Origin of the sequence: Nitrospira lenta (assembly GCF_900403705.1) — a bacterium.
GTDB lineage: Bacteria > Nitrospirota > Nitrospiria > Nitrospirales > Nitrospiraceae > Nitrospira_D > Nitrospira_D lenta.
This window is the reverse complement of record NZ_OUNR01000012.1, coordinates 154,436-176,010: the sequence shown is the minus strand read 5'-3', so window position 1 is coordinate 176,010 and position 21,575 is coordinate 154,436. Positions and strand designations below refer to the sequence as shown.

Sequence of the window (21,575 nt, the reverse complement as noted above, 5' to 3'; positions counted from 1 at the left end):
GGAAATTATCTGGTCAAGGTGTCTTCGATATCGGGGGATGTGGCCTGGATGCGATTTCCTAACATAGGATACCGCGCGGCCAGCTTCTGTTTCATCAGCCAGGCGATGGTGCGATAGGACCAATGGCCCTTTACGCCGGAGCGGAGCTTGGCGATGTATTCCGCTTCGGCATAGTCCATCTTGAAGAGGCAGCGGACTTTGAACCCGAACGGAATGGCGTAGAGCGACCCTTCGGCGCTGGCCTTCTTGAGCTGTTCGATGTCGCTGCGCACGGCATCCATCGCCTGCCGGTATTCTGAATCCAACCCCGCCTGCACCAGCGGCGGCGGCACATCGTAGCCATGAATCGTCGTGAAGTTCTGCTGGATCTGCTGGCAGCGCCGGTGGCGATGCATATCGCGCCAGCCGCCGATGTCCATCAGGATGTCAAAGGTGAAGGCGTAGCCGCTGCGAAATTCCTTGATCAGTTCGTCGTACGGTCCCCGCTGATTCATCCCGACATCGATGGCATCCTGCTTCTGCTTGTCGGACCAGTCGCGGACGACGGCAAGGATCTTTCGGTAGGGCGCGTGCGACGCGCGATAGAGTAACGTCGTGACGATTTCATCGATCGGATCGTGGCCTTCAATTAGCTCGACCGATTCCTGTTCGCCCCAGGTCGAAGGCTGATCCAAACCCGTTCCCTTGAGCGCTTCTTTCGCGTACCGGCCCAGTTCTTGGTAGACCGATGCTTGATACTCGTTGGGCTTGGCATGGCGCGCGAGGGTCGGAGCCATGGGTTCGGTCATTCCCGCCGCCTGGCCGCTCAACTCGCCCCACAGGTTCATGGGGGCACGCTGGCAGGCATCCCTGAGATCATCCGCGATGAGGCGCAGCTCCGGCAATTGCGACGAGAGTAAGCGGGTGATCTGCTTTTCCAGCGTCCTGATGCTCACCACCTGCCCGACATTGGTCTTCGCGGCGAGCGGCAGGAGATAGCGCGTGACGTCGAATGCCCGCGCGGCAATCGTCCGCTGATAGTCCGCCGGCTTCATCGACTCGGGACACGGTTCGCGCTCGGTGAGAAACTGGATCAGCTGCGGATGCAGGAGACGATAGACTTCTGACAGGCTCCGCAAGATGCCTTCATAGGTGCCTTCGGTCTCGGACCCGCGCAAGGAGTCCGGGATATACCAGCTGCCGGAGGCAAAGTTTTGGTAACGGCTCGATTTCGCCTGCCCGTCCCACAGCGGTTCGTCCTCAAGACGGATAGCGGCGAGCTCAGAAATGTTTTCGAAACAGATGATGACATGGCCCAGGTCGGCGATCGATGCGTGACCGTAATCAAAATAAAATTGGTCCCAGAATTTTTCCGAGGAATGGCCATGGACCCACTTGATGCTGCTCTCGATGGAGTCGGGCGAGCGGCTGTACCGCGCCAGGGCATAGGCCGACTTCTCCGGTGGCATGGGCGCCACGGCGATCACACGCCGGCTGGACTGATCCTGACTCATCGACTTGAAACCTCACGAGGCTGCGGACAATCACGAGGGCCGAACTATACCCCCCGACTGCCTGAGGCGCAAGGCCGCTCCGTTGACTTGGCTCGGAATGCGCCGTTATAGTCCCGACGTTTTGCCTATGGTGAGGACCGACGATGATCAAGGGCATCAAGGGCGTAAAAGATCTGCTTCCGGAAGAGACCCCGCGTTGGCGCCTCATTGAAGAGAAGGCCCGGTTCTGGGCCTCGACGTTCGGCTTTCACGAAATCCGCGTGCCGATTTTCGAGGTGACCACGCTCTTTGCGCGCAGCATCGGCGCCTCGACGGACATCGTCGAAAAAGAAATGTACACGTTTCAGGACCGGGACGGGACGTCGCTGACCTTGCGCCCTGAAGGAACAGCCGGAACGGTCCGGGCCTACATCGAACACAACCGCGCAGCCGAACCGCTCCCTCAAAAATATTGCTATCTCGGACCGATGTTTCGCCACGAGCGGCCGCAAGCCGGGCGTTTGCGGCAATTTCACCAGTTCGGCGTGGAATCCTTCGGCATGGCCGATCCCCGGGCGGATGTTGAAACGATCGCCCTGCTCTGGCAGTTGCTGTCAGACCTACAGCTTCCCGCGCTGACGCTCGAAATCAACAATCTCGGGTATACGAGCGACCGGGAAGCCTATCGGCCGGTACTGGTGGCCTATCTCCGCCAGTATGAAAGCCAGCTCTGTGCTAATTGTGTGAGACGAATTGAGACGAATCCGTTGCGCGTATTGGATTGCAAGGTGCCGGCCTGCCGAGCCGCCACGGATGCTGCGCCGACGCTAGCCGGATCGATGGCAGAACCGGCCACAACGTATTTTACAAAGGTGTTAGAGGGACTTCAGGCAATCGGGATTCCCTACCAGTTGAATCATCGGCTGGTTCGGGGGTTGGATTATTACTGCTTGACCACGTTTGAAGTGACGACCACGAGTTTGGGTGCTCAGAACGCCGTAGGCGCCGGTGGACGCTACGACGGTCTGGTTGAGACGTTGGATGGTCCGAAGACGCCGGCGGTCGGCTTTGCGGTGGGCATCGAGCGAATCTCTTTGATGCTTCCTGAATCCCTCACGCCGCCTTCCGTTGGAAACAAGACGGTTTATGTAGCGGCCTTCGGCGAACGGGCCGCGCTTCACGGCTTGAAGATTCTTCAAGACCTCCGTCTGGCCGGTGTTCGAGCGGTGACGGATTTTCGCTCAGCAACGTTAAAAGCTCACCTTCGCCAGGCAGATCGTTTTACCTGTCGCTATACTCTGATTCTCGGTGACGATGAACTGGATAAGGGTTCCGCGATCCTTCGGAATATGGAGACGAAGGAGCAACAAGAGCTACCTTTCTCTACACTCGTCGCCTCTCTTCTACCTCAGGTTCTTACCTCCTAGTTCAGCCGTTTTTGCGGTTGACTTTCCCTTCAAAAATTCGTAGGCTCACCCCCTCTGGATAATTTTTACAAGTCGTTGATTAATTAATATAAATATCTGTGAATTACCTATGAATTCAAAGAAGCTCGGGCTGCTTCTTTCGGTCCCTCCGACCCATGCAAGTGTGGAGACCGTTTATCGTCTTTCACGCGCAGCTCTTCACCGCAATACCGAGGTGTATTTGTACCTCATCGATGAAGGGGTGAAGAACATTTCAGACGCCCGGTATCAAGAGTTGGCGACCAATGGGGTGAAGCTCTTTGCCTGTGCCTATGGATGCCAACAACATCACGTACCGACCGATGGGATCCATTCCAAGATCTCCTTATGCGGGCTGGTAGTCCTCTCCGGGATTATCGATGCCTGCGATCAATTTTTGGCGTTTACCTGATCTAAAGGTATCGACCCGGCGATGGCGAAGAAAATAGCCGTAGTAATCAGAGAAGATCCCCGTCAAACGCACCGTCCGGTGGAAGCGCTGCGTATTGCGCTCGGCCTTGTGGCAGGGACCCATGATACGACTGTGGTGCTGCTCAATGAGGCGGTTCGGCTGCTTTCAGAAGATCTCGATGACGTGATTGATATGGAAATTTTAGAAAAGTATCTCCCGTCAATCGAACAGCTTGAGATTCCATTCATCGTCCAAGCGGATGCCGATCGCTCATTGATACAACCTCAGTTTGCTGTCCAGTATCAGACGGCTGAATACATTCGACACTTTTTGACGGATGTCGACCGAACTCTCGTGTTTTGATTTGTTCAGAGGGATGCCGTGGCAGATTGTTTGTACATACTCCGTCAGCCGTCTAACGGGATTGAATCTAGTCTCTTTATCTCACAGGAGTCCGAATACGTTCTCCTTGAAGAAGGATTGCCGGCTTCTTCTACCAGTTTTGGCGAGCAGGTGCGAAAAGACGGTCTAAATGACTCCTCTCCTTCCGTCGGTTTAACGGATCTGGACCTCTTGGATTTGGTGTTTGCCCATACGAAGATTATCCTGCTCTGACTTCTTATTATCTTTACCAAGATAAGAAACTCGTAGGAGTAGTAGGAGTCGTAGTAGTGAGGAGAATAGTGGGAATAGCTCGTAGGTTGTTGCAAAGATAGAAAAATATAGTCTGGCTTCAGTCTGATGACTCTGTGGATTTCCTCTGCATGAACCTGCCGAGTGGGGTGGTATAGCGTGTGTGTAGAAGTGGATAAGCAAAATCCGACTCGACAACATACAGGGGTACATGATAGTCAGCGGTTCCTCTCAGGTGGTATTTTACTAGGAATTATGGAGAGAGCTATCTGGTTGTCCACAGGTGTGTATAAGCCTGTGCATAGGAATTCTGAAGGGTTATGAGTATCGACACGGTTTGGCAAGAGGCGCTTCACTTCATCCAGGGAAAGGTCCCCAAGCAGGTCTATGACACCTGGTTCACTCCAGTGCATCTGGATCGGATTGAAGACTCGACCGCCCATATCGGTGTTCCGAATAAGTTCTTTGGCGAATGGCTGGGGACTCACTATGGCCCGCTTCTGTCCGAAGCGGTCTCGGCCGCTCGTGGAGGCGGAGAGGTCACCGTCTCATTCCTGGTCGATCAAAAATCCGCCAAGGCGCAGGACCACGCGGCGGTCGTTAGCGTTGCCAAGACAGTCGCTCAGACGAAATCGCGGCGGGGGATTCAGCTCAACCCCAAGTATATTTTTAAGAATTTTGTCGTCGGCGCCGGGAACCAGTTCGCGCATGCCGCCTGTATGGCAGTTGCCGAACAGCCGGGGAAGGCGTACAACCCCCTCTTTATCTACGGGGGCGTGGGCCTCGGAAAGACGCACTTGCTGAACGCGATCGGTAATCATGTGGCGGAACGAACCGATCTCCGAATCGCCTATCTGACGACCGAGCAGTTCACCAACGAGGTCATCAACTCGATCCGCTACGACAAGATGATGGATCTCCGAAAGCGCTATCGGCATATCGATATGCTGATGATCGACGACATTCAGTTTTTGGCCGGCAAGGAACGGACGCAGGAAGAGTTCTTTCATACGTTCAATGCGTTATATGAAGGGCATAAGCAGATTGTCCTCTCCAGCGACCGGTTTCCGAAGGATATGCCGGATATTGAAGAGCGACTCCGGTCCCGCTTCGAATGGGGACTCATCGCCGATCTACAGCCGCCCGATGTGGAAACGCGGATCGCCATTTTGCGAAAGAAGTCCGAGGACGAGGGGATCCAGCTTCCTGAGGATGTGATCCAGTATCTTTCGACCACCCTGAAGAGCAATATTCGCGAGCTTGAAGGCAGTCTGGTGCGGTTGGGCGCCTTTGCGTCGCTCACGGGGCAGAAGATTACGCTGGAGATGGCCAAGACAGTCCTGCGCGATCTCATCGGGGACAAGAAGAAAATCGTGGCGATGGAAGATATTCAGGATGTGGTCTGCACCCAATTTCACGTGAAGATCAACGAGCTGAAGTCCCGCAGACGCAGTAAGACGCTGGTCCATCCCCGGCAGATCGCCATGTATCTCTGCCGCGAGTTGACCGATGCGTCCTATCCGGAGATCGGCCGGCACTTCGGGGGCAAGGACCATACGACGATCATCCATGCCTGCCGCCAGGTGGCCAAGGCGAAGGACGCGGATCCGGCCATGCAGACGACATTGGAAAAACTGAAAGAGCAGATCCTACGGGGCTGAGTCGTCCTGTTGAGGGAGAAGACATTATGAAGGTACGCATCGGACGCGATGAACTATTGACGGGGCTCCAGCGTGTGCAGGGCGTGGTGGAGAAACGGAACACCATGCCGATTCTGTCCAACATTCTGCTGGAAGCCAAGCAGGACGGCGTCGAAATCGTCGCGACAGATCTGGAAATCGGCATGCGCGGCCTCTATAAGGCCACGGTGCTGCAACCGGGCGGCGTGACCGTCTCGGCGCGGAAGCTGTATGAAATCATCAAGGAGTTGAAGGCCGGCGAGATCGAGCTGACGTCGGGCGACAATAATTGGACGACGATTCAAGCGGGCAAGAGCCAGTTCAAGATCGTTGGTTTGCCCAGTTCCGAATACCCTGCTCTGCCGGTGATCGATCGCGAAGGCTTGATCCCGCTCTCCGGCGCCGGGCTGTTGGAACTGATCCGGAAGACGCTGTTTGCCGCAGGGGACAATGATGCGCGCTATATCCTGAACGGCTTGCTCGTCACCTTGGTCGTGACGGACAAAAAGACCTCGCTCCGGCTTGTGGGCACCGATGGTCATCGCCTGGCCGTGACCGAGCAGGAGGTCGGCAAAGCCGGCAAGAGCGATCCCCAGGAGATCAAAGCCATTGTTCCGAAGAAAGCGGCGCAGGAAATGCGGCGCTTGCTGGAAGAGGGAGGCGAAGGCGAACCGCTGATCGGGTTTACCAAGAACCTGATGATCTTCCGAAAAAGCGGGCTGCTCATGACCTCACGGTTGATGGAAGGGAACTATCCCAACTATCAGCAAGTCATTCCCAAAGAGGGCGGCAAGAAGATCAGCGTGAACCGTCTCGAACTGGAAAGCGCGTTGCGGCGCGTGTCGGTCCTGTCGAAAGACAAGGCGAACGCCGTGAAGCTCTCCTTTGCGCCGGGCCACATGGTGCTGTTTTCCAGCAACCCAGATTACGGAGAAGCGACCGAGGAGTTGCCGGCGACCTATGACGGTGAGGCGCTGCAGACCGGGTTCAACGCCCGGTATCTCCTGGATGTGTTCAGTGTGATGGATAGCGACACCATCTCGTTGCAGATGGAAACGCCGCTCAGCCCGTGCTTGATTCAGGAAGCCGAGAATCCTGGGTTCAAGTGCGTCGTGATGCCGATTAAGATCTAAGCGGATGATGAACATGCTCACCAGCGTCGTTCTCGGCTCAAAGAAATCCTCAACGTACCCCAGAGGGTACGCCTCCGGTTTCTTTTCGCCTGCGGCCTTGCCGGATGAGCATGTTGATCATCCGCCGAAAAACAAGACCAGAGACTAGGAGACGGATGGCCACGAACGAGTCAATCAGCAAGCCCAAGTCAGACAGCTATAACGCCGACCAGATCAAAGTCCTCGAAGGGCTCGATGCCGTGCGGAAACGCCCGGCGATGTACATCGGCAGCACCGGCGTCGATGGTCTGCATCACCTCGTCTACGAAGTCGTCGACAACAGCGTCGACGAGCATATGGCGGGATTCGGTGAAACGATCGAGGTCACGATCCACATCGATGGAAGTGTCACGGTCGTCGATAACGGCCGGGGCATTCCGACCGGCATGCACTCCACGCAAAAGAAATCCGCAGCCGAGGTGGCGCTGACGGTGCTCCATGCCGGCGGAAAGTTTGAGCAGGGCGCCTATACCGTTTCGGGCGGTCTGCACGGCGTCGGTATCTCCGTCGTCAACGCGCTCTCCGAATGGTTGGAGTTGGAAATTTGGCAGGACGGCCAGGTCTACGTGCAACGCTATCAGCGCGGCAAACCGGACGCGCCGCTCCAGATGACCGGGAAGACCAAACGGCGCGGTACCCAAGTCACCTTCAAGCCGGATAGCCAGATTTTCGAAACGCTGGAGTTCAGTTTCGACATCCTGGCCCAGCGGTTGCGCGAGCTGGCCTTTCTGAACAAGGGTCTGGAGATCGCGCTGAAGGATGAGCGCAAAGAAAAAGAACAGATCTTTAAGTACAAGGGCGGCATCGTCTCGTTCGTCGAACACCTCAATGAAGCCAAAACGCCGATCCATAAGCCGATTTATGTGCAGGTCGAAAAACCGGACATGATTCTCGAACTGGCGTTGCAGTACAACGATAGCTACGCGGAAAATCTGTTTTCCTTCGCCAACAACATCAATACGAAAGAAGGCGGGACGCATCTCGTCGGCTTCAAAGCCGCGCTCACGCGCACGATCAACAGCTACGCCAACGCCAACGACCTGCTCAAGAAAGAGACCGAGTCCTTGAGCGGCGACGATGTGCGCGAAGGTCTGACAGCGGTTGTCAGCGTGAAAGTGCGCAATCCCCAGTTCGAAGGTCAGACGAAGGCGAAGCTCGGCAATAGCGAAGTGAAGGGCATCGTCGAAGCGGCGGTGAACGAGGCGCTCGGCACCTATTTCGAGGAAAATCCGACGGTCGCCAAGAAGATCATCGGCAAGGCCATTGATGCAGCCCGGGCGCGTGAAGCCGCCCGCAAGGCCAAGGAACTGATCCGCCGGAAAAGCGCGCTCGATGGAGGCTCGTTGCCCGGCAAGCTGGCGGACTGCGCCGAGAAAGATCCGGCGCTGAGTGAGCTGTACATCGTCGAGGGAGATTCGGCCGGTGGTTCTGCCAAACAAGGCCGCGACCGGAAGTACCAGGCGATTCTTCCGCTCAAGGGTAAAATCCTGAACGTGGAAAAAGCCCGGTTCGACAAAATGCTCTCCAGCGACGAAATCCGCACCTTGATCATGGCGCTCGGCACCGGCATCGGCCGCCGGCGGGAAGAAGGCGACAAGCCCGAGAAAGACTCCTTCGACATCGCCAAGGCGCGCTATCACAAGATCATTCTCATGACCGACGCCGACGTCGACGGGAGTCATATCCGGACCCTGTTGCTGACGTTCTTCTTCCGCCAGATGCCGGAGTTGCTGGAGCGCGGGTATATCTACATCGCCCAGCCGCCGCTCTTCAAAGTGAAGAAGGGCAAGTCGGAAAAGTATCTGAAAGACGAAGGGCTCTTGAACGAGCACCTGGCCGATCTCGCCGTCGAGGAGGTCGAGGTCTATGTGGAGAACACCCAGGGATACATCACGGGCCGCCGGCTCCTGCCGGTCCTGAAAAAGCTGGTCGCCTTTGAAACGTTCCTCTCGCGTTTGAATAAGAAACATCATGAAGCCAACATCCTTCGGGCCTTCGTGGACGAGCCCGGACTGGACCGCGAGATGCTGAAGGATCAGGCGGCGCTCAGGACGGTGGTGGCCAATGCCAAGCGAGTCTTGGAGGCCATCTACCCGAAGGCGACTGCGGAGCTGACCATCGTCGAGGACGAAGAGCATCAATCCAACAAGGTGATCTGCCGGATTACGAGCAACGGCATTGTGCTGAGCATGAATCTGACGCACGAAGTCGTCGGGTCGGCCGATTTCCGCGAACTCCAGAAACTGGCTCCCTCCTCCATCGGACTGGGCCGCGCGCCCTACAAGCTGAAAGCGAAGGGGCAGGAGCAGCAATTCTCCGGCACGGCGGATCTGGTGAAGACGATCATCGAGATCGGCAAGCAGGGACTCGGGATTCAGCGATATAAAGGTCTGGGCGAAATGAATCCGTCGCAGTTGTGGGAGACCACGATGAATCCGGAAACCAGGACCCTGCTCAAAGTGAAGCTGGAAGATGTGCCCGGCGTGGATGAAATCTTTACGATTTTAATGGGCGATGAGGTGGAGCCCCGCCGCAATTTCATTCAGGCGCACGCACTCGAAGTCAGAAATTTGGACGTGTAACGATAGAGCGCTATCAGTCGTGTCCGGTCTTGATAGGATGCCACAACGGTCATCCCGCAAGGCCGCAGACGAGAACGACGTTGGTGACCTTTTTCAGCCTCCGTGGAGAACTAGATGCCCCCAGATGAACGCTTAGGCTATATCGCAATTGAAGATGAAATGAAGTCGTCGTACCTGGATTACGCCATGAGCGTGATCGTAGGCCGCGCGCTTCCGGACGTGCGCGACGGGCTCAAGCCGGTCCATCGCCGCATTCTTTTCGGCATGAACGAAATGGGCCTGGCCCATAATCGCGCCTATCGCAAGTCGGCCAAGATCGTCGGCGAAATCATGGGTAACTACCATCCCCATGGTGACTCGGCGATCTACGACACCCTGGTGCGCATGGCGCAGGACTTCAACATGCGTTATCCGCTGGTCGACGGCCAGGGGAACTACGGGTCGATGGACGGCGATTCCGCCGCCGCCATGCGATACACCGAAGCGCGCATGACAAAGCTGGCCGAAGAGCTCCTTGCCGATATTGACAAAGAAACCGTCGATTTCGGTCCCAACTACGACGAATCCCTGCAAGAACCGCTGGTGCTGCCTACGCGAGTTCCGAATCTGCTGATCAACGGGGCCGGCGGTATTGCGGTCGGCTACGCGACCAATATTCCCACGCATAATCTGGGCGAAGTCATCGACGGGCTGTTGCTCCTGATCGAGAACCCCGATGTGACTATCGCTCAATTGATGAAAAAGATTCCCGGCCCCGATTTCCCCACGGCGGGATTTATCTACGGAATGAGCGGCATCAAGGACGCCTACGAGACCGGCCGCGGGCTGCTGAAGGTACGCGCCAAGGTCAATGTGGAGTCGGATGAGCGGACTGACCGCGAGCGGTTGATCGTCACGGAGGTGCCGTACCAGGTCAATAAGGCCAAGCTCATCGAGAAGATTGCTGAGCTGGTGCAGGATGAACGGATCAAGGGTATTGCCGACCTGCGGGATGAATCGTCGGATCGTGAAGGGGTCCGTGTCGTCATCGAACTCAAGCGGGGCGAAATCCCGCTGATCGTCCTGAACAATTTGTTCAAGCACACGCAGCTGGAAACGACCTTCGGCGTGATCATGCTTGCGCTGGTCAACAATCGTCCGGAGGTCCTGAACCTCAAGCAGATTCTGTCGCACTTCCTCGATCACCGGCGCGAAGTGATCGTGCGCCGTACCGCGTTTGAACTCCGGAAGGCCGAGGAGCGCGCGCATATCCTCGAAGGGCTGAAGATCGCCCTCGATAACCTGGATGCGGTGATTGCGCTTATTCGCCGGGCGCAGTCGCCTGATGAAGCCCGCGCGGGATTGATGAGCCAATTTGGATTAAGCGAAATCCAGGCTTCCGCCATTTTGGAGATGCGTCTGCAGCGCCTCACGCAGCTGGAGCGCCAGAAGCTGATCGAAGAATACAAAGAGGTGCTGAAGCAGATCGAGTATCTGAAGTCCATCTTGGCGAGCCCGGCCCTGGTGCGGCAGATCATTCAGGACGAGCTCGCGGAAGTCCGCGCGGCCTATAAAGATGAGCGGCGGACCCAGATTGTCAAAGAGGAAGCGGAGATCAGCCTCGAAGATCTAATCGCCGAAGAAGAAGTGGTGGTGACGATTTCCCACACCGGCTATATCAAGCGGAATGCCGTCTCGCTCTACCGCGCCCAGCGCCGGGGCGGAAAAGGCAAGATCGGGATGGGGATCAAAGACGAAGATTTCGTCGAGACGCTGTTCACGGCGTCGACGCACGACTCCCTGCTCTTCTTCACCGATGCCGGAAAAGTCTTCTGGCTCAAGGTGCATGAAATTCCCGAAGCCAGCCGCGGCGCCAAGGGCAAGGCCCTGGTGAATCTGTTGGCCTTGTCGAAAGATGAAAAAGTGACGGCCACGATGCCCGTGAAGGAGTATCGCGACGATCGCTTTGTCGTCATGGCGACGAAGCAGGGCGTGATCAAGAAGACGGAATTGTCGGCCTACAGCAATCCCCGCCAGGGCGGGATTATTGCGCTGTCGCTGGATCAGGGCGATAAGCTCATCGCCGTGCATGTGACGGACGGGTCCCGGGAAATGCTGCTGGGTACGAAACAGGGCATCACGATCCGCTTCAAAGAGGAAGATGTCCGGTCGATGGGCCGCACTGCGCATGGTGTGAAAGGCATTACCCTCGAAGCCGGCGACGAAGTCATCGGCATGGAAACGATTACCCCCGATTCGACGACGGCGATTTTGACCGTCACCGAAGGCGGGTATGGGAAGCGGACGCCGGTGAACGATTACCGGGTCCAGGGCCGCGGCGGAAAAGGCATCATCAGCGTCAAGACCACGGAGCGGAACGGCTTGGCGGTCGGCTTCCTGCAAGTGCGCGACGGCGACGAAATTATGTTGATGGCAGCGAAGGGCAAGTTGCTGCGCTGCAAAGTCGACGACATTCGTGAAGTCGGCCGGAATACTCAGGGCGTGCGGGTGCTCGACCTGGACGGCGACGATGATCGCGTCATAGGGGTGGCCCGGTTGGCGGAAGTAGTAGAGGCGATCCCCGAGGATCAGCCGGAGGCCTAGTCCGGCGGGCCTGTCTCGCCGCACATGACGTTCATGCACGAGCAGGTATCTTCCTCAACGTCCCCTGCCGGTCCCAAGGCCAAGAAGCCGTTGGATACGGTCGTCAAGCTGGCGCTCACGGTCTTTGTCGGATCGTTTGCGCTCATCTGGGGCGGCATGTATCTCAGCCGCCCCGACCGGTCGATTCCTCCCTATAGCGTTGGGTCGCAGAACGGCCAGCTTGTCGCGACGCATGTGCCTCCTGGAACGACGGATCATCAGATCGAGACCTTGCTGAACCGGTTTCGAAAGGTGGGGCACCAGACGCACGATTTCGGCCCCATGAAGATTCGGCCCACCACGCCGGACGATGCCGGCAGCCGGTATCGTCGCATGCTCATTTATGTGTTCGATGATGACGGATGGACCGATCCCGAGATGCTGGCGAAATATGTAGCCAAAGATGCGACGGTCGCCAACGAGTTTGATAAGTCCGTTCGGGGATATTACCTGTTGCAGGATCAAGAAGAGGAAGGCGGGATCGGCCCCCTTCCCAAGACAGGTGAGCTTTCGGCCGCGACGCGCGTGCTGTTCAAGGGACGCGTGACGGATCCTCTTCCGGTGGAGGCAGAGTCGCCAGAGAAGGATAATTCGATATCACCTCTCTAAAGCGCTGACGGATACCGGGGTCCTGAATTGCGGAGGCGTGAGCGGTGAACTCGGCCAGCTCTTTGTCGGAGGCCGGGGCTTTCTGAGGCGCGGGGGGCACTGGAGCAGGCTCGGTTTCCCGTGATGGGATCTCGCCTACGCGTAGGACGATGTCTGTCAGCAGTTCCGATCCGGCCTCGGCATTCAGTTTGGCCAGGAGCGCCGGTTTGAGAAACGTCAGCTGCTGGAGCCACACGGAGTTTTCGACGAGCAGATACAGTTTGTGAAAGCGGATCTGGACGGGCCAGGTATGCGAGCCGATCGGCTCTCCGACAAGGGCGGGCCACTGTTGCTGGATACGCACCTCGACGAGCCTGGTTTCCAAACCCAGTTGTTTGGCCACGCTGGAGAGGATTGTACCGAACGAGACGAGAGGGCCGGAGCTAACCATCGGCCATCTTAGGCTTGGAGCATGAAACGGGTCAAGGCGCCGGCCCTATACGAGCGATATGTCAAAAGAGAAAGAGGATCAATACAAAGTCGTCGTCACGAACCGGAAGGCCTACCACGATTACTTCATCGAAGAGAAGTTCGAGGCTGGGATTGCGTTGTTGGGCACCGAGGTCAAATCTCTCCGGGACGGCCGCGTGAATCTGTTGGACAGCTATGCGTCGGTGCGCGAGGGGGAGGTGTTTCTCCACCATTGCCACATCAGCCCCTATAGCCACGGCAACATGATGAATCACGATCCGCTGCGGGTGCGGAAGCTGCTCCTGCACAAGAAAGAGATCAACAAGCTGCTTGGCAAGACGCAACAGAAGGGTCTGACGCTCATTCCCCTCCGCCTGTACTTCAATGAGCAGGGTCGTGCGAAGGTCGAGCTCGGGCTGGCGAAGGGGAAGAAACTCTACGACCGGCGGGAAACCATCAAGAATCGCGAAGCCGGACGCGAGGTCGAACGGGCCATCAAAGACAGAAAATAGAACCGCCAGTCGTATCGCATACTCTTCCGATCGCACGACATTTCTTCTTCTTCACTCACAGAGGCCTTCGCTTATCAGTTGATGATTCAGCTCGGACTATTTCCGGGCAATGGGTGCGAATATTTTACGACTTGACTTTAGTACTAGTTAGAACTATATGTCTGGGGTGCCTGATGGGTCAGCTGATTCACTATGGGGGTGCTTCATGAAAGCCTTCTTTCAAACGGATGACGGATGGACAGGAATAATCTTGCGGCTCACGCTGGGGTTGGTGATGTTCCCGCACGGAGCGCAGAAGTTGCTCGGCTGGTATGGTGGATTCGGATTTGACGGCACCATGGGGTTCTTCACCCAGAAACTGGGGTTGCCGTGGATCATCGCCTTCCTGGTCATCGTCGGAGAGTTTTTCGGCAGTCTTGGATTGTTGAGCGGATTTCTGACGAGGTTCAGCGCCGGGTCTCTTATTGTGATCATGCTCGGGGCCATCACGATGGCCCATCTTCCCCACGGGTTTTTCATGAACTGGTTCGGGCAGCAACAGGGCGAGGGGTATGAGTATCATCTGTTGGTGATTGGAATTGCGGCGGCGCTGCTGGCCACAGGAGGCGGCAAGTGGTCGGCCGACCGCCTGATCGCAGAACGGATCAACCGCTAATTCGAAGGGGGATGACATGTTTGTAGTCTTAGGGGCGACAGGGAATACCGGATCGACGGTGGCGGATACCTTGCTTCACCGCAAGCAGCCGGTGCGTGTTGTCGTGCGATCGGCTGACAAGGGTGCCGCATGGAAGGCGAAGGGTGCGGAGGTGGCGGTGGCGTCGCTGGAAGATGTCCCCGCGATGACTAAGGCCCTGATGGGCGCCACCGGCGTCTATCTGCTGGTCCCGCCGAATTATGGGGCGGCGGCCTGGCTCGCCGAGCAACGGCAACGCATGGATCAGGCCGCGCAAGCGGTGAAGGCCAGCGGCATTCCGCATGTCGTGTTTCTGTCGTCGGTCGGCGGCCATCTTGCGGATGGCACGGGGCCGATCCGGGCCGTTCATTACGGAGAGCAGGTGTTGGGGGCGGTTGCGAATCACCTCACCATCCTGCGGCCCTGCTCGTTCATGGAGAACTGGGCGCCGGGAATCGGCATGGCGAAAATCCAAGGTCTGCTGCCGACCTTCATGTCGTTCGGCTTTTCTCAGGAAGCGGCCACCTTATTTAAAGAGATGTATACGGGATTCGCCACAGGTACGATAGGGTACGAACGCCCTGAGCAAAGTATACGTGGCATAGTGACACTTACAGACGCACTGCGGCGAATGGTATAAGGAAAGGGGCTAGGTGAATTCTATTGCCGCGATGGCCCTCCGGCTGAAGCGCCTTGACGGTCGGGGCGAGTAAGGCGGCCGTGAAGACCTTTCAAGAAAGCGAGGGAAACCGTCATGAAAATGAATTTGGACAAAGTCGGAACCTTGGCCTCGGATCTTCGGAAAAGCTATCCCCGTAGTCCTCGTGAAAAACTGGGCGGCTATGTGATTGCCGCCCGCTGCGTGGATAAATGCCGGGCCTTCTTGCTCGGAATCAACGGGGAATACAACTATTGGCCATGCTCGCTGGCCGGCCAATGGTTTTCCTTTACGGGGATTACGCCCGAGCAATTGAAGGATGTGGTCGCAACAGGAGCCACGGACGAGCAGATCGCCGAATGGATCGAGGGGGCATCGAAGGTCAAGGATGCGAATGACGTGCTGAAATGGAATAACAAGTTGCGCGATATGCGGCTGAGCGACATGAGTCTGGAGGCGCAGCGCTATCTCGAAGACTATATTCCTAAGGTCGTGCCCGCGCATCGCCCGGTGTACGTGTGGTTTGATGTGTACGATTTGGAAGAACGGCGGTTGTGAGCAAACCGGTCGGAGTCGATCAGTAATGAAATGAAAGGAGCGCAACGATGAAGCAGCAATCTACAAGTGTCGTCGCAGCGGCCAAGAAACTGGTCGGAGTGTATCGGGCAGGATCTCATCATATGGTCGGTGACGGGTTTCCGGTTCGCAATATGATTCCCGGCGCTAACGGCAGCGATGAGCAATTTTCTCCGTTCTTGCTGCTGGACTATATGGGGCCGAAGTATTTCCCGCCGACCTACCGGCGGCTCGGTGTGGGCGAGCATCCGCATCGAGGGTTTGAAACGGTGACGATCATGTATCAAGGCAAGGTGGCGCATCGCGACTCGACCGGCAGCGGCGGCGTGATCGGCCCCGGCGATGTGCAGTGGATGACGGCGGCGTCCGGCATCGTGCATGAAGAATTGCACGATGAAGAGTTTGCCGAGCAGGGAGGCACCTTGGAAGGTGTGCAGCTCTGGGTGAATCTTCCGCGGGCGTTCAAAATGTCCCCGCCGCGGTATCAGACGCTGGTGAGTCAGGACATTCCGACGGTGGAGCTTCCCGACGGCGCCGGACGGGTTCGCGTCATCGCGGGCGAGTTTCAGGGCGTCGCCGGGCCGGCGACGACCTTCAGCCCGGTTCACCTGTACGATCTTCGTCTGACGGCGGGACACCGGGTTGAGTTGACGCTGCCGGCGGGATTTAATACGTCGGTGCTCGTGCTCCGGGGACGGGTGGCCGTCAACGGATCGCAGGAGGCCAATGAGGCTGACTTGGCCTTGTTCGAGCAGGACGGCGAACGCGTGACACTTGAGGCCAAGGAGGATGCGACGCTGCTCGTGCTTAGCGGAGAGCCGATCGAAGAACCGATCGCCCGCTATGGTCCGTTTGTCATGAATACTCGCGAAGAGTTGATGCAGGCGGCGCAGGATTATCAGGCCGGAAAGATGGGCCATCTGTCGTGACGGCAGCGCCGCTTCGCATCGAGATCTATTCCGACGTCGTTTGCCCATGGTGCTATGTGGGCAAGCGACGGCTGGAGCGAGCGCTCATGGAGTTCGATGGAGACACGCGGATTACCTGGCGCCCGTTTCAGCTAAATCCTACGCTGCCGGAGGATGGGATGGATCGGACGGCGTATCTCGAAGCGAAGTTCGGAAGCCGCGAGGCTTTCCGGCGGCTGGAGGAACAGGTGCTGGCCGCCGGATCGGCGGAGCAAATTCCGTTTGCCTTCGACAAGATCGCGCGCACCCCGAAGACTTTCCTGGCGCATCGGCTGATCTGGTTTGCCGAACGGGAAGGACGTCAGGACGCGGTGGTTGACTCGCTGTTCCGGGGTTATTTTGAAGAGGGGGCTGATATCGGCGGGATCTCCGTTCTGGTTGATCTTGCCGGCCGTGCCGGATTGGATCGGGAGAGTGTCGCACGCATGCTTCAGAGCGACGAAGGCGCCGCCGAGGTGAAGGCCGAGGAAGCGACCGGCCGTACGCTTGGAATCCGCGGCGTCCCCTATTTCATTATGAACGGAACGTCTGCGATCTCAGGCGCGCAGCCTTCAGATCGATTTGTGGAAGCGCTCAAACAGGTTCAGAGCCTCTTGGCGCGGTAGTGATCGAACCGCGGAGCCGGCGCGATGAACCAGGTTCCGATGAGCAGGATCGCCGGCTCTGCGTAGGGAATGGAACGTCCATGCATTGTCCAACCTAGGAGAAATCCATGAAATTCAAGAGCCAGTGTCGCCGCCGTGTGTGGTCGTCCGTCTGGAAGCCGGTCATGCTTGCGGCCTGCGTCTTCGGATTGTCTCCCGTGCTTGTCTCGGCGGAGGAGTTGCCGCGTGAAGCGGTATTGCCAATGCCGCTCGCCGCGACGGCGGCGAAGGCTGCCGTAGATCAGTGTGCGAAAGATGGCTATCGAGTCAGCGTCGCGGTCGTGGATCGGGCCGGCATACTGAGGGCATTTCTGCGGGCAGACGGAGCCGGACCGCATACCGTCGAAAGCAGCGAAAAAAAGGCCTACACCGCGGCAAGTATGCGCGGACCGACGGCGAACGGCGCGGAGCTGATCGCCAAGAACCCGGCGCTGCAGGGATTGCAGCATATGAACGACCGGATTCTGTTTTTGGCCGGCGGTTTGCCGATCGACATCGGCGGTGAAGTCGTCGGCGGGATCGGCGTCGGAGGCGCGCCGGGAGGACATTTGGACGCGGCTTGCGCGCAAGCGGGGTTGGACAGCATCGGCGCCGCGCCGAAATTCACCGGGGCTAAATAGTGCACGGACGGATTGCGGCTCCTCGGTTGGTCAAATGGCCGACGGGGGCGGATAGCGGCGGCATGTGAGAGGAAAGAAAAAGAGAGGTGCGTCATGGCGGTGCAGGTCTACGGCTGTAATCACATTGTCATCGAAGTGACCGACGCCAAGAAGGCCGTGAAATTCTATTCCGATGTGTTCGGCTTGAAGATGCTCCGGGGCGGTGAAGGGGCGGCCTGGTGCAAATTGGGCGAACATCAGTTCATGGCGATCTTTGAGGTCGAGCACCTGCAACCGGATCGCGTGAAGCATTTTGGGCTGATGGTCCGCGATGCCAAGCAGATCAAGGAAGTGAGACAGAAGCTGACGAAGAAGTACAAGCTGAAGATGCAGCCGGGTTTCCGCTGCGACTTTCGCGATCCTTGGGGCAATCGCATTCAAGTCGGCGATCTGAGCGACGAATCGCTTGTGTGGCTGCTCCCCTATCAGGAAGTGCAGAAGGCCGGCATCACGTTCGGGAGGTGAACCAATGAGAGCGCACTATCTCGGTCACGTCGTGTTCTATGTGAAAGATCTGCAACGGTCGCTCGCCTTCTATCGCGATCTGTTGGGTTTCAAAGAAGTCGGGAGGATTTTCAACGGCGCAGCGGCCGCGCTCACGTCTGGTCGCACCCATCACGAGTTATTGCTGATCCAGGTGGGCGATGCGCCGGGGCCTTCACAGGGCCGGCGGCGCGGGCTTTATCACATCGGTATCAAGGTCGGCGACAACCTTGATGAGCTGCGCGCGGCGAAGCGGGAACTGGAACAGGCCGGGGTGACGATCGACGGTATGAGCGATCACACGGTGAGCCAGAGTCTCTATCTGCATGATCCCGATGGGAACGAAGTCGAAGTGTACGTCGATGCGGATGAGTCGGTCTGGAAGAACGATCCGGCGGCAGTCGTGTCGCCGATCAAGCCGCTGTACCTCTAATGAGGGATCTATCAGGCCTCTTGCATTGGGCAAGGGTTTCGCACTAATACTTAATTTAGCAGCATGTGGGGCCGGCCAGATATGAATCCAGAGACGAGAGTCTCACAACAAAGGGAGCGTGATTATGCGTAAGGCGGTGGTGTTAAGTTTGATGATCTTGAGTCTGGCGATGGTTGCCCCGTATGGGTTTGCTGGCGACGGTGGACATCCTGCGACAACGGCAACGCATATGAAGGTCACGGGCGTCGTCTCGCAAGTGCGTTCCGGGGAGACGACGGTGAAGACCTCGTGGGGCTCTATGATCATTTCCTCTGCAACCGGGCCTCAGAATCTGAAGGTTGGCGAGGAAGTGGTCATGCAAGTGAATGAAAACAATGCGGTGATTGACGTTCACCGGAAGGGGGATAAGAACCATTCCCATCGATTCGTGTCGGGCGCCCTCACGTATGCCTCATCGGACAAGAAGGAGATCAAGCTCTGGACCCCGGAGGGAGAGAAGACGTTTGACGTGCAAACAGGCCGGTCGAAGATGTCGGTACTTGAAGAGGGAGCTCCGGTCACGGTTGAGTTGAATGAAGAGGGGAAGGTAATCGATATCCATCGCTTTACCGTGGAGATGGCGTTTACTGAACACCCCCGCACCATGCCCGGCCATGTGATTCAAGCAAACGGCGTCGTGACCAAGATCGAGTCCGGCCTCATCTATGTGAAGACGCCGACCGGGCAATACACGATCAGCGCGAAGACCGCCCCCGCCGATGCGGCGGTCGGTGATGAGGTGTCGATCTGGCTCAATGAAGAAAATATGGTCATTGATCATCACGGAAGTAAGCACAAGGCTGGAACGCACCGTCTGATTTTTGGCAAGTTGATCTATACCGGTGCGACGAAAAATCAGATCAAGCTTTCGACTCCCGAGGGAGAGAAAGTGTTTCCGCTTGAGCGGATGGAAGTGAAGACTAAGCCGATCGCGGAAGGGTCCGATATTGTTGTCGAGCTGAACGAAGAAGGAACGGTGATTGACCTGAGGAAGGTGCAGTAACCGCGTTCCGTGAGTGAGCTCGTACGGAATAGGGGGCCATCGTCATCCTGACGGTGGCCCCCGCCTATCTCGCCCACAGATCTGAGTCGAGAAGCCGGTGGCGAGGGAAAGGACGATCATGAAAACGGTTCTGACGGGTGTGGTTATTGCGGCCTTCGCTATCGTGCCGTGGCCGGCAGGGATGGGCGAGCCCCTTGCGCATGCGGCCGATGGAGATGTCCGAAAGGGCAAGGCTATCTATGAGAAACATTGTGTGCTTTGTCACGGTCCCCAAGGTCGAGGAGACGGCCCTGTCGGAAAAACCATCAACCCCCCCGCAGCCGATTTCGCCAGTGCGGCGAGCAAGAAAAAACCCGATGCAGAATTGTTGGCCACGATCGAGAAGGGCCGCCCGCCAACGGCGATGGTGGGCTGGAAGGGACAACTGTCGGACGCCGAGATGCAGGATGTCCTGGCCTATGTGAAGAGTCTGCGACAGTGATTCATGAGCAAACGGACGCATAACTCGATGAACACATTAACCAAGAGGGCGACTCATGGAAAAGCCGGTCATCGCAGCCAAGCAACCCGCGGTCTTGTCGTTGGAGCCGGGCACTTACTATTGGTGCCGCTGTGGACGTTCGAAGAGCCAGCCGTTTTGTGACGGGTCTCACAAGGTGACCAGTTTCACGCCCATGGAATTCACCACGACCGAGAAGAAGACGGTCGCGCTCTGTCAGTGCAAGCAGACCAAGAATCCGCCGTTTTGCGACGGGACACACAAGACGCTTTGAAGGTGAACTGGTCCTTCCTTTCCCCTTCCGCGGACCTTGCTCCCGGCCAGCGCACCGGAAAGTTCCGGCTCGGTGGGGATCAATTGATAGCCGTGCGTGCGGCATGGTCCGAGAGAGTCACGGTGCGGCAACTAGGCAGACAAAATGAAAAGACACCTGCCAGATGGAAGGACGGCTGCATTGCCGAGGAACATTTGTTTTGGGATAACGCCGAGTACATGAAGCAGTTGGGGGTTGGCGAAATAGTCATACCGGTCGTCCTTGAGGCAATAAACAGTTTTGCACGACTGCAGGCTGTGAACCCTATTCGGTTGCGGAAAGGAGTACGCAATGTCCAGTCAGCGCAAGATCACCGTTTCGAACAATGGCCCCTATCTCGTTTCCGGTTCAGTCCCGCTCGCCGTTCAGATCATCGGAGTCAACAGCGCCGGCGAGTCGATTCTGTGGGTGGATGGCGACACGCTTCCGACCTCGGCGGAATATGCGCTCTGCCGTTGCGGAGCATCGAACACAAAGCCGTTCTGTGACGGCACGCACGCCAAAATCGGTTTCGATGGGACTGAATCGGCCAGCCGCAAGCCGGTCATCGAACAGGCGGAGCTGCTCGACGGGCCGACGATGCAACTGGCCGACGCTGAGGGTTTGTGCGCCTTCGCGCGCTTTTGCGATCCGAACGGCCGTGTATGGAACCAAGTGGAACACACGGATGACCCCAAGGTACGCGCGCAGTTCATCCGGCAGACGGGCGACTGCCCTGCAGGCCGATTGATTGCCGTCGACAAAGGTACCGGTCAGCCGATCGAGCCAGCCTTGTCGCAGTCGATCGGGATCGTCGAAGATCCGGCGTTGGAGTGCAGCGGTCCGTTGTGGGCGCGCGGCGGCATTCAACTCATCGGCGTGGATGGCCAGGCCTACGAAACTCGCAATCGCATGACTCTGTGCCGCTGCGGCCGGTCCGAGAACAAACCCTTCTGCGACGGAGCGCATGCGGCCGACCCCAAGTTTAACGATGGTCTGAAGTGAAGGATGTCCGCCGTCCTGTATGGGAAAGACACGAAGAGGACACGTGACGGTCGAT

At 57.5% G+C, this 21,575-nt stretch carries 23 protein-coding genes; 21 read left to right on the top strand and 2 right to left on the bottom strand.

Annotated elements, in window-relative coordinates:
* Positions 1-5: 5 nt before the first annotated feature.
* Entirely contained in the window at positions 6-1,493 is a 1,488-nt protein-coding gene (locus NITLEN_RS07185) for an FAD-dependent thymidylate synthase (protein ID WP_219999403.1), read from the bottom strand.
* 143 nt (positions 1,494-1,636) lie between these two features.
* Here NITLEN_RS07185 and hisS point away from each other — a divergent pair, with 143 nt between their 5' ends.
* From hisS to NITLEN_RS07145, 8 genes are all read left to right on the top strand, one after another.
* A complete protein-coding gene (gene hisS, locus NITLEN_RS07180; RefSeq protein WP_121988921.1) occupies positions 1,637-2,899 on the top strand; it encodes a histidine--tRNA ligase in 1,263 nt (420 codons plus the stop codon).
* 109 nt (positions 2,900-3,008) lie between these two features.
* On the top strand, positions 3,009-3,329 hold the full coding sequence (locus tag NITLEN_RS07175) for a DsrE family protein (RefSeq protein WP_121988920.1): 321 nt from the start codon (positions 3,009-3,011) through the stop codon (positions 3,327-3,329).
* 21 nt (positions 3,330-3,350) lie between these two features.
* On the top strand, positions 3,351-3,692 hold the full coding sequence (locus NITLEN_RS07170; RefSeq protein WP_121988919.1) for a DsrE family protein: 342 nt from the start codon (positions 3,351-3,353) through the stop codon (positions 3,690-3,692).
* Between the two features lie 596 nt (positions 3,693-4,288).
* The gene (gene dnaA / locus NITLEN_RS07165; protein ID WP_425464141.1) at positions 4,289-5,623 is read left to right on the top strand and encodes a chromosomal replication initiator protein DnaA; all 1,335 of its coding nucleotides are present in this window, start codon (positions 4,289-4,291) and stop codon (positions 5,621-5,623) included.
* A gap of 26 nt (positions 5,624-5,649) precedes the next feature.
* Positions 5,650-6,774 (top strand): DNA polymerase III subunit beta, encoded by a 1,125-nt coding sequence (gene dnaN, locus NITLEN_RS07160; protein ID WP_121988917.1) that lies wholly within the window; start codon positions 5,650-5,652, stop codon positions 6,772-6,774.
* A 155-nt stretch (positions 6,775-6,929) separates the two neighbouring features.
* Positions 6,930-9,395: a DNA topoisomerase (ATP-hydrolyzing) subunit B gene (gene gyrB / locus NITLEN_RS07155; protein WP_121988916.1), complete on the top strand. Its 2,466-nt coding sequence runs from the start codon at positions 6,930-6,932 to the stop codon at positions 9,393-9,395.
* 114 nt (positions 9,396-9,509) lie between these two features.
* The gene (gene gyrA, locus NITLEN_RS07150; RefSeq protein ID WP_121988915.1) at positions 9,510-11,978 is read left to right on the top strand and encodes a DNA gyrase subunit A; all 2,469 of its coding nucleotides are present in this window, start codon (positions 9,510-9,512) and stop codon (positions 11,976-11,978) included.
* 33 nt (positions 11,979-12,011) lie between these two features.
* Positions 12,012-12,626 (top strand): hypothetical protein, encoded by a 615-nt coding sequence (locus NITLEN_RS07145; protein WP_146216127.1) that lies wholly within the window; start codon positions 12,012-12,014, stop codon positions 12,624-12,626.
* On the opposite strand, the gene NITLEN_RS07140 is transcribed toward NITLEN_RS07145, so the two are convergent.
* On the bottom strand, positions 12,550-13,056 hold the full coding sequence (locus NITLEN_RS07140; RefSeq protein ID WP_121988913.1) for a DciA family protein: 507 nt from the start codon (positions 13,054-13,056) through the stop codon (positions 12,550-12,552). The genes NITLEN_RS07145 and NITLEN_RS07140 overlap by 77 nt on opposite strands.
* Before the next feature lie 58 nt (positions 13,057-13,114).
* On the opposite strand from NITLEN_RS07140, the gene smpB reads away from it, so the two are divergent.
* The 13 genes from smpB (at position 13,115) to NITLEN_RS07075 (ending at position 21,520) form a co-directional block, all read left to right on the top strand.
* Positions 13,115-13,588: an SsrA-binding protein SmpB gene (gene smpB / locus NITLEN_RS07135; RefSeq protein WP_121988912.1), complete on the top strand. Its 474-nt coding sequence runs from the start codon at positions 13,115-13,117 to the stop codon at positions 13,586-13,588.
* 205 nt (positions 13,589-13,793) lie between these two features.
* Positions 13,794-14,243 (top strand): DoxX family protein, encoded by a 450-nt coding sequence (locus NITLEN_RS07130; protein ID WP_121988911.1) that lies wholly within the window; start codon positions 13,794-13,796, stop codon positions 14,241-14,243.
* Positions 14,244-14,259: 16 nt separating this feature from the next.
* On the top strand, positions 14,260-14,901 hold the full coding sequence (locus tag NITLEN_RS07125; RefSeq protein WP_121988910.1) for an NAD(P)H-binding protein: 642 nt from the start codon (positions 14,260-14,262) through the stop codon (positions 14,899-14,901).
* A gap of 114 nt (positions 14,902-15,015) precedes the next feature.
* Positions 15,016-15,477 carry a DUF5069 domain-containing protein gene (locus NITLEN_RS07120; protein ID WP_245924403.1) on the top strand — a complete coding sequence of 154 codons (462 nt, stop codon included), beginning with the start codon at positions 15,016-15,018 and terminating at the stop codon, positions 15,475-15,477.
* Between the two features lie 47 nt (positions 15,478-15,524).
* Complete coding sequence (locus NITLEN_RS07115) at positions 15,525-16,424, top strand: pirin family protein (RefSeq protein WP_121988909.1); 900 nt, start codon at positions 15,525-15,527, stop codon at positions 16,422-16,424.
* Complete coding sequence (locus NITLEN_RS07110; RefSeq protein WP_121988908.1) at positions 16,421-17,068, top strand: DsbA family oxidoreductase; 648 nt, start codon at positions 16,421-16,423, stop codon at positions 17,066-17,068. Before NITLEN_RS07115 ends, NITLEN_RS07110 begins: the two co-directional genes overlap by 4 nt.
* 107 nt (positions 17,069-17,175) lie before the next feature.
* Positions 17,176-17,727: a GlcG/HbpS family heme-binding protein gene (locus tag NITLEN_RS07105; RefSeq protein WP_245924402.1), complete on the top strand. Its 552-nt coding sequence runs from the start codon at positions 17,176-17,178 to the stop codon at positions 17,725-17,727.
* 93 nt (positions 17,728-17,820) lie between these two features.
* The gene (locus NITLEN_RS07100) at positions 17,821-18,231 is read left to right on the top strand and encodes a VOC family protein (protein WP_121988907.1); all 411 of its coding nucleotides are present in this window, start codon (positions 17,821-17,823) and stop codon (positions 18,229-18,231) included.
* A 4-nt stretch (positions 18,232-18,235) separates the two neighbouring features.
* Complete coding sequence (locus tag NITLEN_RS07095) at positions 18,236-18,682, top strand: VOC family protein (protein ID WP_121988906.1); 447 nt, start codon at positions 18,236-18,238, stop codon at positions 18,680-18,682.
* 124 nt (positions 18,683-18,806) lie between these two features.
* The gene (locus NITLEN_RS07090) at positions 18,807-19,724 is read left to right on the top strand and encodes a hypothetical protein (RefSeq protein WP_121988905.1); all 918 of its coding nucleotides are present in this window, start codon (positions 18,807-18,809) and stop codon (positions 19,722-19,724) included.
* Between the two features lie 118 nt (positions 19,725-19,842).
* A complete protein-coding gene (locus NITLEN_RS07085; RefSeq protein ID WP_121988904.1) occupies positions 19,843-20,205 on the top strand; it encodes a c-type cytochrome in 363 nt (120 codons plus the stop codon).
* Positions 20,206-20,260: 55 nt separating this feature from the next.
* A complete protein-coding gene (locus NITLEN_RS07080) occupies positions 20,261-20,497 on the top strand; it encodes a CDGSH iron-sulfur domain-containing protein (RefSeq protein WP_121988903.1) in 237 nt (78 codons plus the stop codon).
* A 330-nt stretch (positions 20,498-20,827) separates the two neighbouring features.
* A complete protein-coding gene (locus NITLEN_RS07075) occupies positions 20,828-21,520 on the top strand; it encodes a CDGSH iron-sulfur domain-containing protein (protein WP_121988902.1) in 693 nt (230 codons plus the stop codon).
* Positions 21,521-21,575 lie beyond the last annotated feature (55 nt).

Coding starts and splice junctions, on each gene's coding strand:
- NITLEN_RS07080 (WP_121988903.1), top strand. CDS start 20,261: ATGGAAAAGCCGGTCATCGCAGCCAAGCAACCCGCGGTCTTGTCGTTG.
- NITLEN_RS07085 (WP_121988904.1), top strand. CDS start 19,843: ATGAAAACGGTTCTGACGGGTGTGGTTATTGCGGCCTTCGCTATCGTG.
- NITLEN_RS07170 (WP_121988919.1), top strand. CDS start 3,351: ATGGCGAAGAAAATAGCCGTAGTAATCAGAGAAGATCCCCGTCAAACG.
- NITLEN_RS07120 (WP_245924403.1), top strand. CDS start 15,016: ATGAAAATGAATTTGGACAAAGTCGGAACCTTGGCCTCGGATCTTCGG.
- hisS (WP_121988921.1), top strand. CDS start 1,637: ATGATCAAGGGCATCAAGGGCGTAAAAGATCTGCTTCCGGAAGAGACC.
- NITLEN_RS07090 (WP_121988905.1), top strand. CDS start 18,807: ATGCGTAAGGCGGTGGTGTTAAGTTTGATGATCTTGAGTCTGGCGATG.
- NITLEN_RS07185 (WP_219999403.1), bottom strand. CDS start 1,493: ATGAGTCAGGATCAGTCCAGCCGGCGTGTGATCGCCGTGGCGCCCATG.
- gyrB (WP_121988916.1), top strand. CDS start 6,930: ATGGCCACGAACGAGTCAATCAGCAAGCCCAAGTCAGACAGCTATAAC.
- NITLEN_RS07130 (WP_121988911.1), top strand. CDS start 13,794: ATGAAAGCCTTCTTTCAAACGGATGACGGATGGACAGGAATAATCTTG.
- smpB (WP_121988912.1), top strand. CDS start 13,115: ATGTCAAAAGAGAAAGAGGATCAATACAAAGTCGTCGTCACGAACCGG.
- gyrA (WP_121988915.1), top strand. CDS start 9,510: ATGCCCCCAGATGAACGCTTAGGCTATATCGCAATTGAAGATGAAATG.
- NITLEN_RS07095 (WP_121988906.1), top strand. CDS start 18,236: ATGAGAGCGCACTATCTCGGTCACGTCGTGTTCTATGTGAAAGATCTG.
- NITLEN_RS07075 (WP_121988902.1), top strand. CDS start 20,828: ATGTCCAGTCAGCGCAAGATCACCGTTTCGAACAATGGCCCCTATCTC.
- NITLEN_RS07175 (WP_121988920.1), top strand. CDS start 3,009: ATGAATTCAAAGAAGCTCGGGCTGCTTCTTTCGGTCCCTCCGACCCAT.
- NITLEN_RS07105 (WP_245924402.1), top strand. CDS start 17,176: ATGAAATTCAAGAGCCAGTGTCGCCGCCGTGTGTGGTCGTCCGTCTGG.
- dnaN (WP_121988917.1), top strand. CDS start 5,650: ATGAAGGTACGCATCGGACGCGATGAACTATTGACGGGGCTCCAGCGT.
- NITLEN_RS07145 (WP_146216127.1), top strand. CDS start 12,012: ATGCACGAGCAGGTATCTTCCTCAACGTCCCCTGCCGGTCCCAAGGCC.
- NITLEN_RS07125 (WP_121988910.1), top strand. CDS start 14,260: ATGTTTGTAGTCTTAGGGGCGACAGGGAATACCGGATCGACGGTGGCG.
- NITLEN_RS07140 (WP_121988913.1), bottom strand. CDS start 13,056: ATGGTTAGCTCCGGCCCTCTCGTCTCGTTCGGTACAATCCTCTCCAGC.
- NITLEN_RS07115 (WP_121988909.1), top strand. CDS start 15,525: ATGAAGCAGCAATCTACAAGTGTCGTCGCAGCGGCCAAGAAACTGGTC.
- NITLEN_RS07100 (WP_121988907.1), top strand. CDS start 17,821: ATGGCGGTGCAGGTCTACGGCTGTAATCACATTGTCATCGAAGTGACC.